The sequence below is a fragment of the Pseudomonas sp. NIBRBAC000502773 genome (genome assembly GCF_006517195.1).
Taxonomy (GTDB): domain Bacteria; phylum Pseudomonadota; class Gammaproteobacteria; order Pseudomonadales; family Pseudomonadaceae; genus Aquipseudomonas; species Aquipseudomonas marginalis.
In genome coordinates this window covers 4,367,174-4,382,758 of sequence record NZ_CP041189.1, presented here as the reverse complement: position 1 = coordinate 4,382,758, position 15,585 = coordinate 4,367,174, and the positions used below count along the sequence as shown (strand labels likewise).

Here is a 15,585-nt window from a genome sequence, read left to right as displayed (position 1 = left end):
GTTCTGGTCTTCCTGAAAATACAGTGTGCTTAGAAGTTGGCGCCGAAGCTCAGGGCGACGAAGTCGCGGTCATTCACCGTAGTGAACTCGCCACCAAAGAAGTTGGTGTAAGCCAGGCTGGCGGTGTAGGTGTTCTGGTATTCGGCATCCAGACCCAGGCTGACGGCTTTACGGCCCTCTTCGAAGTTGGCGCCAGGGCCAGGAGCATAGCCCTTGACGTCATGGGACCAGGCCACGTTTGGCTTGAGGTTCACACCCGCGAAGACGTCCGGGTACTCCCAGATAGCCCGACCGCGATAGCCCCAGGAAGTGGCAGTGGTGAAACCATCATTGTTGCAGTTGGTGCTCAGGCCGTTGGCGTTGGCCAGCCCGGCCCCTTGTGCGGTTGAGGTGTTCAATGCGTTACAGGCATTGTTCGGCAGCGTGCCTGGACCAAAAACAGGGTCACGGCCATAGCGCACGTCCGACTTGCTTTCCAGGCCTCCCACGTGGGTCACGCCGACTTCGCCCACCAGCGTCAGACGGCTGGCGCCCATGACCTGGTCGAAGAAATGGGTAAACGTGGTTTGGAACTGGCTGACTTCCTTACGACGATAGCCATGCAAATCCTGGCCTGGAGCCCCGTTAAGCAACGAGGCATTTCCCAGCACCGGACCACCAAGAGGCTTCACGCCTGCAAACAGAATGTCGGTGGAGTTCAACTGCACAGGAGCGTTCGGGCGATAGCTCAACTCACCGCTCCAGGCCGTCCCTGTAGGCAAGGTGGTGGAAAAGCTCAAACCATACAGACGGATATCTTCCGGGTATTCGATGAAGTAGTTGGAGTTACCTGCTACTACCAACGGCGCCAATTGCCCGACTTGCGCCGCACTGGCGAATGCAGCCCGAGAAGCACCCTGCGCGCTGAAAATCGGCGCTCGACTATGGTAGTTCATGAAATACGCGCCGAACTCGGTGTCGAGCGGCTCGAAGTTGTAGTGCATCGCTGCACCCCATTGACCGCTGTCACGCGCGTCACGATCAGGGCCGCGTTTTACCAGGACACCTTCATTGTTGATATCAACTCCACGGGCTGCCAACGCGGGCAAGAACTGCGCCGGCACAGCGGAGCGTTTATTCAACACCCTCAAGTTGTCTTTGCAGCCATCGGACACGATATCTGGCTGCGAGAAGAACGTCCCACAGTTGTCCGTGACGGTCTGGTCCCATTCCAGTTGATAGAACGCTTCTGCCGACAGGTTATCGGTCAAGGTTTGCGACACATAGAACATGTTGACCGGAATCAAGCCTTCCTTGATTTCCGCACCCGGACGACGAAACGCAGACACGTCAATCGGGTTGATGGAGTTGATACCACCGCCGATGAAGGTACTTTCGCCCCAACTCACCACCTGCTTACCGAACCGCACGCTGCCCGGCTGATCGGCAATGGCATAGTTGTGATAGACGAAGGCGTCGAGAATCTGCCCGCCGGAAGACTTGGCGCCTTCCTTGCGATTGTTATCGCTGATGTCCTTGAACTCACGGCTTTCGTCCTTGAGTTCGAAGTCATACCAGTACTTGCCGCGCACGAATACGCCGGTGTCGCCGTATTTCAATTCCAGGTCATGGATGCCCTTGAAGATCTTCGAGAACGTTTCACCGCGCTTGAAGTTCAAGTGCCCATCATCGGAGGTCTGGGACAGACCTTTGCCACCGTTGTTGGCACCGATCAGATCCTGGTTCGGCTTGGCCGTCGACCAGCTCGCCCCCACAGACAGCGACGAGTCAAAACTCCCTTCGATTTCACCGATATTGAAACTGACGCCGAATGCGGGCCCGGCGAGCGTAGAAGCGAGACTGACGGCCAGGGGCAGTCTTGCCCGGCGCCAGAACTGGTTTACTGAGGTCATCGACGCTACTCCATGTGCATTATTGTTATGGCAGTGAGTTTGTTCTGTGATGCTTGTAACGGCCGGAATACAACGATTCCAATGCCGCCTGGCAACTGAACCTCCATGGCCCGAAGCGATGCATCCTTGAAAAACTCTGGGTGGGACTATAGCCAGCAGGGGGTACCGCTTGATCCCTCTAAAGTGTGATTTGCATCACCAACCCGTCTGCCACAGCCCTTTCGCCATGTCGGCGAAGGCCGACGCGGCAAGAATGGCTGAAAATTGGCAAATCACAAGTGAAGGCGCGAGATAGAGCATCGCCGTGCCACAAGGGCACGGCAAATCAGCTCAGAGGGTGGACAGGAAGGTGCTGTTGTTGGCCTGCCATTCAATGATGTCAATACGGATACGTTTTTTGTCGAGCTTGCCGACACTGGTCTTGGGAATTTCCGTAACAACGGCGATCTGGCTCGGAATCGCCCACTTGCTCAAATGGCCCAGTTCGACAAAAGGCTTGAGGTGTTCCTTGAGCTCGCGGGCCCCAATCTCATGGCCATCACGCACCACCAGCAACGCAAACGGGCGCTCGCCCCACTGCGGGTCGGCGATGCCCACCACCGCTACTTCGCGTACCGCCGGGTGACGGCTGACCAGGTCTTCGAGGGCCAGGGAGGAGATCCACTCGCCGCCGGTCTTGATCACGTCCTTGATGCGATCGCGGATATCGATCACCCCAAATGCATCGAGGGTGGCCACGTCGCCGGTGTGCATCCAGCCACCCGCCCACAGCTCGGCGCCCTTCTGCGGCTCGTTGTAATACCCCTCGGTCAGCCACGGCGCGCGCAGCACCAACTCACCCTGGGACTCGCCGTCGGCAGGCAGGAAATTGCCCTCGGAGTCCATGATCGCCGCTTCCACCAACGGCCCGGGCACGCCGGCCTTGATGCGGTAGCTGATGCGCTCGTCCTCGGTGCCGGCCATCAGCTCCTCGTTGAGGTGGGCGCAGGACACCAGCGGGCCGGTCTCGGACATGCCGTACGCGGCGGTGAGCTGAATCCCACGGGCCTTTGCCGCCTCATACAGCGTGCGGTTGAGCGCACTGCCGCCGATGACGATTTTCCAGCCGCCAAAATCGACGCCTTGGGCAGCCTTGGCGTTGAGCACCATTTGCAGGATGGTCGGCACGCAGTGGGAAAAGGTGACCTTCTCCTTGCGCCACAGCTCCACCAGGTATTCCGGGTCGTAGCGGCCGGGGTAGACCTGCTTCAGGCCAAGCATGGTCGCCACATACGGCAGGCCCCAGGCATGCACGTGGAACATCGGCGTGATCGGCATGTACACGTCGTTGGTGCCCAGCAGGCGCACACTATCGACGCTGCCCATGATGGTCGCCACGCCGATGGTGTGCAGCACCAGCTGGCGATGGGTGAAGTACACGCCCTTGGGGTTGCCGGTGGTACCGGTGGTGTAGAAGGTGGTGGCGACGGAGTGTTCGTCGAAGTCCTGGAAATCGTACTTCGGGCTGGCGGCGGCCAGCAGGGTTTCATACTCACCGACCAGGTTGGGCAACTCGGCGGTCTTGGCTTCGCCGTCGGTGAGCAGCAGCGTCTTGTCGACGGTGGTGAGCTGCCCGGCAATGGCCTGGTAGAGCCCCACGAACTCGCTGTTGACCAGCACGAAGCGGTCCTCGGCGTGGTTCATGGTGTAGAGAATCTGTTCCGGCGACAGGCGCACATTGATGGTGTGGATCACCGCACCGATCATCGGGATGGCGAACATGCATTCCAGGTAACGATGACTGTCCCAATCCATCACCGCCACGGTGTCACCGGCCTTGACCCCGGCTGCGGTGAGCACGTTGGCCAGGCGCGCAACGCGCTCGATCAAGGTCGGGTAGGTGTAGCGCAGCTTGTCGCGGTAGACGATTTCCCGGGTCTTCTCGTAACGGGTACCGGACATCAACAGGCGCTTGATCAACAGCGGGTATTGATACGCACCTTCGGCGGGCGGAATAACACGGGTCTGCAACATACGAATCCCTTTTATGACTGCACGGTCTTGGCTTGAAGACCTGCACTGTAGAGACGTTATGTGTCAGACAAATCAGCCAAAGGAATGATTTGCAGAGGCTGGGGAATGCTAGCTTTGAGCCATTATTCAGGGACAATGGAGGTCAAATGTGGGAGGGGGCTTGCTCCCTCCCACACTGGATTGTGTTTACTTGAGAACAGCGTTTATTTCGCGCTGGTAAACGCCAACTTCACCCCAATCGCAATCAACACCGCTCCCATGGTCCGATCAAACCAATGCCCCATCCGCGCAAACCCGGCGCGCACGCGCTGCTGGCTGAACAACATCGCCACCAGGCAGAACCACAACGCCGTCGCCACCGCCAGGTACACGCCGTAGCCGGCCTGGATCGCCAGCGGTGTGTGCGGGTTGATCACCACGGTGAACAGCGACAGGAAGAACAACGTCGCCTTGGGGTTCAGGCCGTTGGTGACGAAGCCTGCGGTAAACGCGCCGCGCGGGGTGCGCTCGCCCGCTTCGCGGTGCAACTCGCCCTCGACGGCAGGCTTGGCCGGTTTGGCGCGCAGGGCCTTGAAGCCGATGTACAGCAGGTAGGCGGCGGCGGCCCATTTCAGTGCGTTGAACAACACGATGGACTGGGACACGATCAGGCCGATGCCGAGCAACGAATAGCCCACGTGCAGGAAAATCGCCGAGCCCACGCCCAACGCGGTCCAGGTTCCAGCGCGGCGGCCGTGGGTCACGCTCTCGCGCACCACCACCGCGAAATCCGGGCCGGGGCTGGCCACCGCCAACAGGTGAATCAGGGCTACGGTCAAAAACTCGGCGGCGTACATACTCACTCCATTAAGTAACGGATTATTTCATCTGATAGGCTCGGCAGATTACGCCTTCGAACCCTGTCGCAAAAGGTACAGTTGATGACGAACAATCGCCGCGCCGTCTTCCTTGATCACCCGTCCCTGGATCTGGGCGACCTCGACCTCAGCGAGTTGCACGGCCGCTTCAGCGACTTGCAGTTGTTGACGGGCACCACACCGCAGAATGTGGTCGAGCGCCTGCAAGGCGCGCAGGTGGCGATCAGTAACAAAATCCCGCTCAACAGCGAGACCCTGGGGGCCTGCCCGGAACTCAAGTTGATCCTGGTATCGGCCACCGGCACCAACAACATTGACCTGGAAGCCGCCCGCGCCCATGGCATCACCGTGAGCAACTGCCAGGGCTACGGCACACCGTCGGTGGCGCAGCACACGATCATGCTGTTGCTCAACCTGGCGACGCGTTTGAAGGACTATCAACGCGATGTGAGCGCCGGCAAATGGCAAGAGGCCAAGCAGTTCTGCCTGCTGGACCACCCGATTGTCGAGCTGGAAGGCAAGACCCTCGGCCTGCTGGGCCATGGCGAGTTGGGCAGTGCCGTGGCGCGCCTGGCCGAAGCCTTCGGCATGCGCGTGCTACTCGGCGCGATCCCCGGGCGCCCTGCCCGTACCAACCGCGTGCCCCTGGATGAACTGCTGGCGCAGGTGGACGCACTCACCTTGCACTGCCCGCTCAATGAACACACCCGTGACTTTATCGGCGCCCGTGAATTGGCGCTGCTCAAGCCCGGCGCGTTTATCGTCAACACCGCGCGCGGTGGCTTGATCAACGAGCAGGCCCTGGCCGATGCCTTGCGCGGCGGCCACCTGGGCGGCGCGGCGACCGATGTGCTGAGTGTTGAGCCCCCGGTCAATGGCAACCCATTGCTGGCCGGCGATATTCCTCGACTGATCGTCACACCCCACAACGCCTGGGGCAGTCGCGAAGCGCGGCAGCGTATCGTCGGCCAACTGGCGGAAAACGCCCGGGGCTTTTTCAGCGGCGCCCCGCTGCGCGTCGTCAGTTGATAAACTGCGCCCCTTTTCAAGGAGCAGACCATGGATCCGCGCAGTGAAGTACTGCTTCGTCAGGCCGAACTTTTTCAAGGCAACCTGCTGCTGGTGGGCCTGCCCGCCGACGACCTGCTGGGTCGCCTGCCCAACGCCCACGGCTGGTGCTGGCATGCCGGCGACCAGGCGGCGCTCGACGCGCGCTTCCCGGAGCGCAGCCACTTTGGGGTGAATGCGCCCGAGCGCGGGTTCGATGCGGCGGTGATCTTCCTGCCCAAATCCAAGGACCTCACCGATTACCTCCTCAATGCCGTGGCAGCGCGACTGCCCGACGCCGAACTATTCCTGGTGGGGGAGAAAAAAGGCGGTATCGAAAGCGCCGCCAAGCAGATGGCGCCGTATGGCAAACCGCGCAAGCTCGACAACGCGCGGCATTGCCAACTGTGGCAAATCACCGTGGCCAACGCCCCGCAAGCGGTCGAGCTGGAAAGCCTGGCGCAGGTGTTCGATGTGCCGCTGGCCGAAGGCCCGCTCAAGGTGGTGAGCCTGCCGGGTGTATTCAGCCACGGCCGTCTGGATCGCGGTACCGAGCTGTTGCTGGAGCACTTGGACAAATTGCCGAGCGGCCATTTGCTCGACTTCGGTTGCGGCGCCGGTGTGTTGGGGGCGGCGGTCAAACGTCGCTACCCGCACAACAGCGTAACGATGCTGGACGTGGACGCCTTCGCCGCCGCCAGCAGCCGCCTGACCCTGGCCGCCAACGGGCTGGAAGCCGAGGTACTGACCGGTGACGGCATCGACGCCGCGCCGATGGGTTTGAACGCGATTTTGAGCAACCCGCCGTTCCATGTCGGCGTGCACACCGACTATTTCGCCACAGAGAACCTGCTGCGAAAAGCAGCGAAACACCTGGCAAAAGGTGGCGAACTTCGCCTGGTGGCTAACAGCTTCCTGAAGTACCAGCCGTTGATCGAAGAGCATCTGGGCGTGTGTGCGGTCAAGGCCGAAGGCAATGGTTTTCGCATCTACCGTGCCAAGCGCGGCTGATGGCCGTTTGAAAAAGAACGCTTGCCGAATGGATTTTGCCTAGGCAGAATCCGCTCCGTCCTAGGGGAGTAGTCTCCCACGAGCGCCACGCTCGTCCGGCATACGTCAACATACTTGGTCAACAGGCCATGGCGTATGCGACCCAGGAGTCCGCACAGACGGACCGGGGTTTGACAAGACCTATGACACGCACACCTTACCCGGGGCGGGAAGGCTGTACGTGTCATAGCCGTGTCGACCCGCCCCTGGAAACCTACCTGATGCTGGATTCATTGCTCGTTCCTACCGCAATCGTTGCCTTGGCCGAAATCGGCGACAAGACGCAACTGCTCGCGCTCATCCTTGCCGCACGCTTTCGCAAACCCTGGCCGATCATCGCCGGCATCGTCGCTGCGACCCTGGCCAACCATGCGGCCGCCGGTGCCGTGGGGGCCTGGTTCGGGAGTTTCTTCTCGGATGCGGTATTGCACTGGATTCTCGCGGCCAGCTTCTGCGCCACCGCGCTGTGGACCCTGGTGCCAGACAAACTCGACGATGACGAAGCCAGCACGACCCGCAAGTTCGGGCCGTTCCTGACCACGCTGATTGCCTTCTTCCTCGCGGAAATCGGGGACAAGACCCAGATCGCCACGGTGATGCTGGCGGCGCAATACCCGGAACTGTGGCTGGTGATTATCGGCACCACCCTGGGCATGTTGATTGCCAACGTACCGGTGGTTCTGGCGGGGAATTTCGCGGCGGAGAAATTGCCACTGACGTTGATTCGCCGATTGGCGGCAACGGCGTTCTTTGTCCTGGCGATTGTGGCGGTGTACAAGGCCATGCAGAGCAGTGGCTGGATCTAGCTGCAAGCTTCAAGTTGCAGGAAAAAGCAGTGCTTTTTCCTGCAGCTTGAAGCTTGCTACTTGTCGTTGAAGTCTTAGGACTTCTTGGCCTGCTGGTAGAGCGGCATCACCTTCGGAATCGCCGCCTGCAACGAGGCGATCCGGCTGTCGGAGGCCGGGTGAGTGCTCATGAACTCCGGCGGCGCGCCTTCCGAAGCCTTGGCCATCTTGTTCCACAGCGTGATCGCCGCGTTCGGGTTGTAGCCGGCGCGGGCCGCCAGTTCCAGGCCGATCAGGTCCGCTTCGTTTTCATTGCTGCGGCTGTTGGGCAAGGTCATGCCGTAGTTGGCCACGGTATCGGCCAGCGCCAGGCCGTCCTGGCCCAGGCCGAACAACGCGCCGGCGCCCTGCTTGGCCATCTCGATGCCGTAGGCCTTGGACATGGCTTCGCGGCCGTGCTCACGCAAGGCGTGGGCGATTTCATGGCCCATCACCGCGGCGAGTTCATCATCGGTGAGCTTGAGGTTGTCGATCAACGCGCTGTACACGAAGATCTTGCCGCCAGGCCCGCAGTTGGCGTTCATCTCATCGCTCTTGATCAGGTTCACTTCCCACTTCCACTGCGCCGCATCCGGGCGGAAGGTCGGCGCCTGGGCGATCAGTCGATTGGCGATCGCCTGCACACGCTTGGCATTGGCACTGGTCTTGTCCAACTGGCCTTTGCTGCTGGCCTCGCCCAGGGTCTGCTGGTAGGACTGGGCGTACATCTGGTCGACTTCCTGGCTCGACAGCATGCTGAACATATATTGCTTGCGCTCAACCCCAACGGCGCCGCCGCTGGTGGTGTTGACCGACTGACACCCGGCCAGCAACACGCCTGCCGCCAATACACTTACGACCAATGATTTCTTCATCAATACACTCTCCCTGAAAAGACGCCCTGAAAACATGGCGCGTATCGTAGGCGCTCATTTGTATCGGCGCCAGATACAACAGACGTGTAACCGATGAATTTCGGACACATCTCACACGCCCGGCAACTTCAGTGAGCAACCGGCCTCAGGCTCAGGCCGGGGTCAGGCACTCCGGCCCGTTGAGCTTGGGATCATTGACCATGTTGGCCAGGACTCGCTCGCGCAATGGGACCGGCTCACTGGCCAGCAAGCCTTGCAACACATGCAAGGGCGTCTCGGGATCGAGCCAGGCGGCCTGCCCCGCCGTGTCCAGAATCAACGGCCGGCGCTGACTCTGGGCGGCCTGGGTCACCACTGCCGTACTCAGCCACACCTGCTCCTGCACCGGGTACGCCTCCCAGATCGCGGCAAAAAACAGGGTCGAGCCCTCCCCCGGCGTCAGCCAGTACGGACGCTTGCGCTGGGTGCCGCGCCATTCGTAAAAGCCGTTGGCGGGCAGCAGGCAACGACGCTGGCGAAACGCTTCGCGAAACATCGGTTGCTCGGCCAGGGTTTCGGCACGGGCATGGGCCGGGGTGCGGGAAAGGTCAGTCAGCCAGGGCGGCGTCAGGCCCCAGCGCGCCCGTGCCAGGGTGCGCTGGCCGTCATTGAGGCGCTGGATCAGCACCGAATCATTCGGGGAAATGTTCCACTGGGCCTGCTGGTCGGCCGGAAAGCCCGGCAGGGCAGCAAAGGTAGGGTTCCAGCGAAACAGGGCATAACGTCCACACATGGGGCAACACGACTCTTGGGTAAACCGACCGACAGCCTAACAGACCAATACGTCGGGAAAGCTGTCGGGTTCATCACCGGGCAGGGGTTGCGCACCGATATAGGCGGTAATCAGCTCGCGGGCTTCAGCCGCCCGGTCGTTGTCCACTTCCAGCCCCAGCAGGCCGAAGATCGGCAACTCCCCCGTGCCGCCGAGCAAATGGCGCCCTACCAGGTGCGCCTCGATGCCCTCGCTGGCGAGCATTTGCTGCAGCAACTCGCCTTCCATCAGGTTTTCCGGTTCGTAGATTCGCTGCATGGGCGTACCTGTTATTCGTTTTCACTGCGGGTTTCGAGCATCCACTCTTCACCATGGACCTGCAGGTTGAAAATGATCGGTCGGCAACACACCTGACAGTCCTCGATGTAGGTCTGATCACCGCCGGATAAATCCACCGCGGTCTCTACCGCTTCACCACAATAAGGACAATCGTACAGCGCAGTTTCCAGCATCGCAGTCTCCCAGGTGACTTGTGCGTATAATCGCCGGTCTATTTACAGGGCTATTTTCCGGCCGGGCCAATTGCCCGGACCGCACCCTGGCATTTCCTTTACTTACCCTAGCCGTTTCTAACAAGAGAGCATGATGGGCGAATTCGATACCATCCGACCTTACAACGACAGCGAAGTCCCGGCAGTGCTGGCCCGGCTGTTCAGTGACAAGGCCTTTCTGGACATCCTGACCCACTTCCGCTTCCCGCGCTTTGCCGGCGCCCTGGGCTGGCTGCTCAAGCCGATGATCGCGCGCAAACTGCGCCGCGAGTTCGCCGGTGTCACCACCGTGGCCACGCTTCAGGACAAAGTCGAGTATTACGTCGACCACACCATTGACCGGGCGACCGACGGCGTGACCTACACCGGCGTCGAACAGCTCAAATCCGGCACCGCCTACCTGTTCCTGGCCAACCACCGCGACATCGTGATGGACCCGGCCTTCGTCAACTATGCCGTGTACCACGCCGGCCTGCCGACGCCACGCATCGCCATCGGCGACAACCTGCTGCAAAAGCCGTTTGTCAGTGACCTGATGCGTCTGAACAAGAGCTTCATCGTGCACCGTTCGATCACCGGGCGAAAGGAGAAGATGGCGGCGTTCAACCTGCTGTCGGCCTATATCAACCATTCGATCCGCAACGACTGCCAGTCGATCTGGATCGCCCAGGCCGAAGGCCGCGCCAAGGACGGGGATGACCGTACCGAGTCGGCGATCCTCAAGATGTTCCATGTCAGCCGCAAGGACGAGCCGTTTGCCGAGGTGATCCAGTCACTCAACCTGACGCCGGTGTCCATCAGCTACGAGTACGACCCGTGCGATGCCGCCAAGGCCCGCGAACTGTATATCCGCGCCACCACCGGCACCTACGTCAAGGCGCAAGGCGAGGATGACGTCAGCATTGCCCTGGGCATCACCGGCTACAAAGGCCGCGTACATATCAACTTCGCGCCGCCGATTACCGAGCGTTTCGAAGACACCAAGGTCCTGGCCGTGGAAATGGATCGGCAGATTCTCGGCGGCTACCGGCTGTTCCCGGTGCACTACCTGGCGTACGCCCAGTGGAGCGATGCCGACCCGCAGTTGCAGGTGCCGAAGGCAGCCGACGTGTTCCCGGCGGATGAACTGGCCAAGGCGAAGGCGGAGTGGGAGCGGCGCTTGAACGAATGCCCGGCCGAGCACCGGCCTTTCCTGGTGGTGCAATACGCGACGCCAGTGCGCAATCAGTATCGGGTCAAGGCCGGGATCCCGCTGTAACCACCGATCAAAAAAATATGGGAGGGGGCAAGCCCCTCCCACTTTGGTTCTGCGGTTTTTTAGATTCGGGTGCTGAGCCAGGAAATAGCCAGCGCCAGTCCAAGGCAGGCGAACCCGATGCGGTAAGCCACACGGTGCGCCCGCTCGGTGCGCACATCCAGGAACAGCATGGGCTGGTCGATTGCGCGATCTTCACTTTGCGCAGTCAACTCAGCCATCGCGCGTCGCTCGCGCAGGCGAGTGATGAACAACAGCGCAGCGCCTGGGCAGGCCACTGATAAAGCCACGGCATTGATCAATAGTGCGGGCAGCGCCATCGCAAACCTCGATGAAACAGTGTCTGGGTATCGGTTCAGATACAAACCTGAACGGTAGTGGCATCGAACGCCAAAACCGCTCCGCCCCCATGGACGGCTAATGTATCCAGTAATTTACGCCGTCACCTGAACGTCACCTTAACAAGCCACTCTGTTGCCCTTCGAACACTCAGGAGCTTGTCATGCTGCACGCGCACAACCAGGATCGGCTGTATCTGATTGCCCAAAGCGACGAGCAAGAGGCGCTGATCGGCGGCCTGGCGTTCAACGTGCAGGACCGCCACTGGCTGGTGTATTGCGCCCTTGGCGGGCACCAGCATGCAGACTTGCCGGAGGCCGATCTGTTGACGGGGGTGAGCATGCTGGACTTTTGCATCGACACGGCAGCGTGAAACTGAAGGCATAAAAAAACCGGGCTCATCGCTGAGCCCGGTTTTTTGTTTGAGCGATTACTGCGAGCTGAGCAATGAACCGATGCTTGGGTCCTTGAACAAGCGGGTCAAGGCGTCGCTCAGGACGTCGCTGACCAGCTTGGTGTTGGTTTCCTGGTTAGGCGACATGCCGAAACGCTGGTTCAGCGACGCACCGTAACGGCCGCTGTAGCGACGGGTGCCGGCGGTGACGTCGGACTTGAAGGTGGCGCCAATGGACGCCTCGGTCACGTAAAGACCGTCTTTAGGCGACTGATACTTCAACTCGGCCAGGGTGATCGTCAACTGCGGAGCGCCCGGCGCGTTGGGGCTGGGGGTAAACCCCAGCAGGCGCACGGCCGCTTCGGCCTGGGCCTGCAGCTTGGGCAGCACGTCTTGAGCGTTCACCGACACCAGGGCGGTTTCCGGATACAGGCCACCGCGCGAACCGAGTGTCGGCGACGGACGACCGTCCACCACCCGTACCGACACCGGCTGGCCATGGCCCACCGGGGCCAGCTGCGTGGTGATTTTCGGTTCCGGGGTCAGTTGCTGCGGGCTGTTGGCGCAGCCAACCAGGGTCAAGCTGGTCACAGTGATCAAACCGAACAACAGGCGTTGCAACATGCGCTTCTCTCCAGAAATCAGGTACCGACAGGCCGGCAGTATAGCGGGGCGCCCCTGCTGGGAACTAGCGTCAGTTACAACCTGTGACCCGGGGCTTCGCCTGCGGTTCGATGTCACCGATATGTCATAGCCGTTACATGGGCTCGTCATCCGAAGCAGGCATGCTTGGCCTCAATCTCAGGAGGTTGATCGCCATGCATTTTCTCTGGTCGCTGTTTACGCGCAAGCCCGCCCTTCGCCAGTTCGCCCTGCTCGATGCGCAAGGCCGCTGCCAGGCCTTCAAAGCGTGCTGCCACCCTCCCGTCGGCGAAGGCTGGGTAGAAATCGAAGAAATTCGCCTGAGCTGGATGCATCATCCGTTGCCGGCTCGCGCCCGTGTAAGCCCACGCCCAGCGCGGTCGCCACGTCACCAGGCGTTGGCCGCCTGACCGAACGCCTAATAAAAGTCATAAAACCCGCCCATTTCCCCGGCGTTCTTCGCTACAATCTCCCCCCGATTATAAGGACGTCTCCTGATCGGGCCTCGCAGCATCGTTAATGCCTCGGTATTAACCCCAAGAATCGCCCACAGAGAGCCGCCCACACAGATCGAGTGAAGCTGGCGCGCTTGCTGTTTCCTTTGCAAACCACCCGCCTTTACCGAATCTGCCAGAGCTGCCATTGCGCTCGGCCACTTGAGTTGTTTGCCCGTTTTGCCGCGTGTCGGCGGAGGTTTGCGGGCCAGGTGCCAGGCTGGGGCAGCCCTTTTTTGAGGTTCACGTCTTCAAAAGAGCGTGAAAAAAACGGGTTTTCACAACTTCACAAGAGTGTGGCGAGCAAATGAATAGTTTGGCGTTTGTACAAGCACCATCAGCGTCTGGAACAGCCCAACCACACAGGACCGAGTACTCCGCAAACACCGGAGCTTGAGCCTGTCCGCTACGGATTGATTGCACGAATCGCACGCTTTGACCATAAGTCGAATTGCCACAGGCGCCCATGAATGCGTTCATAGGCAGATCAGGCCGGGCAGGAAGCGTGTGCTGAATGTGCAAGGAATTGCGAAACGGACATGGCGATCCTGGCCATGGGTAATCTGGGGCAACACGTGAAACGCCCCGTCACTCCTGGCAGCCATGCCGTCAATTTGGTGCTGCAGATTTTGGAGACGCGTTAAATGGCGCATAACGAAGCAGTCGACGTAGTACTGGTAGGGGCCGGCATCATGAGTGCCACCCTGGCCGTACTGCTCAAAGAGCTCGACCCCGGCCTCAAGCTGGAAGTCGTTGAGCTGATGGACTCGGGTGCCGCGGAAAGTTCCAACCCGTGGAACAACGCCGGTACCGGCCACGCCGGGCTGTGTGAGCTGAACTACACGCCCCAGGCCGCCGATGGCTCCATCGACATCAAGAAAGCCGTGCACATCAACACCCAGTTCGAGGTGTCGAAGCAGTTCTGGGCCTACCTGACCAGGAAGGGCACCTTTGGCTCGTCCAAGTCCTTTATCAGCCCGGTGCCGCACCTGAGCTTCGTGCAGGGCGAAAAAGGCGTGGAGTTCCTCAGGAAGCGCTTTGAAACTCTCAGCCAGCACCATGCGTTCTCGGACATGCACTACACCGAAGACCGCAGCGAAATGGCCGAGTGGATGCCGCTGATGATGCCGGGCCGCCCGCTCGACGAAAAAATTGCGGCCACCCGTGTGATGAACGGCACCGACGTCAACTTCGGCGCCCTGACCAACCAGTTGCTCACTCACCTGACCAGCTCCCCCGACGCCCAGGTCAAGTACAGCAAGCGCGTGACCGGCCTCAAACGTAACGGCGCGGGCTGGACCGTGAGCATCAAGGACGTCAACAGTGGCAACAGCCGCGAAGTGGACGCCAAGTTCGTGTTCCTCGGCGCCGGTGGCGCGGCCCTGCCGCTGCTGCAGGCCTCGGGCATCGAAGAAAGCAAAGGGTTTGGCGGTTTCCCGGTCAGCGGCCAGTGGCTGCGTTGCGACAACCCGGAAGTGGTCAAGCACCACCAGGCCAAGGTCTACAGCCAGGCCGCCGTGGGCTCGCCGCCGATGTCCGTGCCGCACCTGGACACCCGCGTAGTCGACGGCAAGAAATCGCTGCTGTTCGGGCCATACGCCGGCTTCACCACCAAGTTCCTCAAGCACGGTTCGTTCCTCGACCTGCCGCTGTCGGTTCGCGCCGGCAACATTGGCCCGATGCTGGCCGTGGCCCGCGACAACATGGACCTGACCAAGTACCTGGTCAGCGAAGTGATGCAGTCCATGGAGCAGCGCCTGGAATCCCTGCGTCGCTTCTACCCTGAAGCGAAAGCCGAAGACTGGCGCCTGGAAGTGGCCGGCCAACGGGTGCAGATCATCAAGAAAGACCCGAAGAAAGGCGGCGTGCTGCAATTTGGCACCGAGCTGGTCGCGGCCAAGGACGGCTCGCTGGCTGCGCTGCTGGGTGCCTCCCCGGGCGCCTCGGTGACGGTGTCGATCATGCTGGAATTGATCGAGCGTTGCTTCCCGCAGAAAGCTGCCGGTGAATGGGCGACCAAGCTGCACGAGATCTTCCCGGCGCGGGAGAAGGTCCTGGAGACTGATGCTGAGCTGTATCGCAAGATCAACGCACAGAACAACATCAGCCTCGAACTGGTTGAGCAGAGCAACGAGGCCGAGAGCTACGCCTAAGGCATTGCGGCCATGAAAAACGCCCCGTTCTCGCGATGAGAACGGGGCGTTTTTTATGCCCAGGAATAATCAGCCGCGGGCGTTGTTGATCAGCTCGATATAGTCGGCGGCGTTGCGCTGGTCCTTGATCAGGTCGACAAACGTCTGGCCGTGCTCATCCTTGCCATCCAGGTCCAAACCGGCCGCCTTGAAGAAAACCAGGAAGCGTTCGAAGTCGTCGATACGCAGGCCACGGTAGGCCTTGATCAGTTTGTGCAGGGACGGGGACGTCGCGTCAACCGGCTCGAAGTCCAGGAACAACTTGATCTGGTCGTCGCCGATCTCGTCACCAATCACCTGTTTCTTATCTTTACGCATTACCGACTCCAGCCAGCAGACATTTACACGGGGTTTGAAGTCTACCTGCGAGGCGCAGGCTTCGAAAGCGGTGAAGAACCAATGTGGGCGG

General features: G+C 60.7%; 17 protein-coding genes and 1 riboswitch. Of the genes, 7 read left to right on the top strand and 10 right to left on the bottom strand.

What is annotated here, in order from left to right:
- Positions 1-29: 29 nt before the first annotated feature.
- The 3 genes from NIBR502773_RS20200 to NIBR502773_RS20190 all read right to left on the bottom strand — a co-directional run bounded on the left by NIBR502773_RS20200 (position 30) and on the right by NIBR502773_RS20190 (position 4,741).
- Positions 30-1,892 carry a DUF1302 domain-containing protein gene (locus NIBR502773_RS20200; RefSeq protein ID WP_141156769.1) on the bottom strand — a complete coding sequence of 621 codons (1,863 nt, stop codon included), beginning with the start codon at positions 1,890-1,892 and terminating at the stop codon, positions 30-32.
- Between the two features lie 330 nt (positions 1,893-2,222).
- The gene (locus tag NIBR502773_RS20195) at positions 2,223-3,905 is read right to left on the bottom strand and encodes a fatty acid--CoA ligase (RefSeq protein WP_141156768.1); all 1,683 of its coding nucleotides are present in this window, start codon (positions 3,903-3,905) and stop codon (positions 2,223-2,225) included.
- A gap of 203 nt (positions 3,906-4,108) precedes the next feature.
- A complete protein-coding gene (locus tag NIBR502773_RS20190; protein ID WP_065924273.1) occupies positions 4,109-4,741 on the bottom strand; it encodes a LysE family translocator in 633 nt (210 codons plus the stop codon).
- 84 nt (positions 4,742-4,825) lie between these two features.
- Here NIBR502773_RS20190 and NIBR502773_RS20185 point away from each other — a divergent pair, with 84 nt between their 5' ends.
- From NIBR502773_RS20185 to NIBR502773_RS20175, 3 genes are all read left to right on the top strand, one after another.
- Positions 4,826-5,791: a 2-hydroxyacid dehydrogenase gene (locus NIBR502773_RS20185; RefSeq protein ID WP_141156767.1), complete on the top strand. Its 966-nt coding sequence runs from the start codon at positions 4,826-4,828 to the stop codon at positions 5,789-5,791.
- 30 nt (positions 5,792-5,821) lie between these two features.
- Entirely contained in the window at positions 5,822-6,820 is a 999-nt protein-coding gene (locus NIBR502773_RS20180) for a class I SAM-dependent methyltransferase (RefSeq protein ID WP_141156766.1), read from the top strand.
- Positions 6,821-6,871: 51 nt separating this feature from the next.
- Positions 6,872-6,991, top strand: a riboswitch (yybP-ykoY riboswitch).
- 89 nt (positions 6,992-7,080) lie between these two features.
- Positions 7,081-7,665 carry a TMEM165/GDT1 family protein gene (locus NIBR502773_RS20175; protein WP_005784895.1) on the top strand — a complete coding sequence of 195 codons (585 nt, stop codon included), beginning with the start codon at positions 7,081-7,083 and terminating at the stop codon, positions 7,663-7,665.
- 74 nt (positions 7,666-7,739) lie between these two features.
- Here NIBR502773_RS20175 and NIBR502773_RS20170 read toward each other — a convergent pair whose 3' ends face one another.
- The 4 genes from NIBR502773_RS20170 to NIBR502773_RS20155 form a co-directional block, all read right to left on the bottom strand.
- Entirely contained in the window at positions 7,740-8,558 is an 819-nt protein-coding gene (locus NIBR502773_RS20170) for a M48 family metallopeptidase (RefSeq protein WP_141156765.1), read from the bottom strand.
- A 151-nt stretch (positions 8,559-8,709) separates the two neighbouring features.
- Positions 8,710-9,330: an SOS response-associated peptidase gene (locus NIBR502773_RS20165; RefSeq protein WP_141156764.1), complete on the bottom strand. Its 621-nt coding sequence runs from the start codon at positions 9,328-9,330 to the stop codon at positions 8,710-8,712.
- 36 nt (positions 9,331-9,366) lie between these two features.
- The gene (locus NIBR502773_RS20160) at positions 9,367-9,627 is read right to left on the bottom strand and encodes a putative signal transducing protein (protein ID WP_027604786.1); all 261 of its coding nucleotides are present in this window, start codon (positions 9,625-9,627) and stop codon (positions 9,367-9,369) included.
- Between the two features lie 11 nt (positions 9,628-9,638).
- Positions 9,639-9,821, bottom strand: coding sequence for a CPXCG motif-containing cysteine-rich protein (locus tag NIBR502773_RS20155; RefSeq protein WP_027604787.1), 183 nt, complete (start codon positions 9,819-9,821; stop codon positions 9,639-9,641).
- 133 nt (positions 9,822-9,954) lie between these two features.
- Here NIBR502773_RS20155 and NIBR502773_RS20150 point away from each other — a divergent pair, with 133 nt between their 5' ends.
- Positions 9,955-11,118, top strand: a complete 1,164-nt coding sequence (locus NIBR502773_RS20150) for a 1-acyl-sn-glycerol-3-phosphate acyltransferase (protein ID WP_174556991.1) — start codon at positions 9,955-9,957, stop codon at positions 11,116-11,118.
- 59 nt (positions 11,119-11,177) lie between these two features.
- On the opposite strand, the gene NIBR502773_RS20145 is transcribed toward NIBR502773_RS20150, so the two are convergent.
- Complete coding sequence (locus NIBR502773_RS20145) at positions 11,178-11,435, bottom strand: hypothetical protein (protein WP_141156763.1); 258 nt, start codon at positions 11,433-11,435, stop codon at positions 11,178-11,180.
- A 182-nt stretch (positions 11,436-11,617) separates the two neighbouring features.
- Here NIBR502773_RS20145 and NIBR502773_RS20140 point away from each other — a divergent pair, with 182 nt between their 5' ends.
- On the top strand, positions 11,618-11,827 hold the full coding sequence (locus NIBR502773_RS20140; protein ID WP_027604790.1) for a hypothetical protein: 210 nt from the start codon (positions 11,618-11,620) through the stop codon (positions 11,825-11,827).
- Between the two features lie 57 nt (positions 11,828-11,884).
- On the opposite strand, the gene NIBR502773_RS20135 is transcribed toward NIBR502773_RS20140, so the two are convergent.
- Positions 11,885-12,472, bottom strand: coding sequence for a YajG family lipoprotein (locus tag NIBR502773_RS20135; protein WP_025855554.1), 588 nt, complete (start codon positions 12,470-12,472; stop codon positions 11,885-11,887).
- A gap of 194 nt (positions 12,473-12,666) precedes the next feature.
- Here NIBR502773_RS20135 and NIBR502773_RS20130 point away from each other — a divergent pair, with 194 nt between their 5' ends.
- Positions 12,667-12,900, top strand: a complete 234-nt coding sequence (locus tag NIBR502773_RS20130; RefSeq protein WP_141156762.1) for a hypothetical protein — start codon at positions 12,667-12,669, stop codon at positions 12,898-12,900.
- A gap of 728 nt (positions 12,901-13,628) precedes the next feature.
- The gene (gene mqo / locus NIBR502773_RS20125) at positions 13,629-15,137 is read left to right on the top strand and encodes a malate dehydrogenase (quinone) (protein ID WP_027604793.1); all 1,509 of its coding nucleotides are present in this window, start codon (positions 13,629-13,631) and stop codon (positions 15,135-15,137) included.
- Positions 15,138-15,206: 69 nt separating this feature from the next.
- Here mqo and NIBR502773_RS20120 read toward each other — a convergent pair whose 3' ends face one another.
- Entirely contained in the window at positions 15,207-15,494 is a 288-nt protein-coding gene (locus NIBR502773_RS20120; RefSeq protein WP_115486646.1) for a PA4642 family protein, read from the bottom strand.
- Positions 15,495-15,585 lie beyond the last annotated feature (91 nt).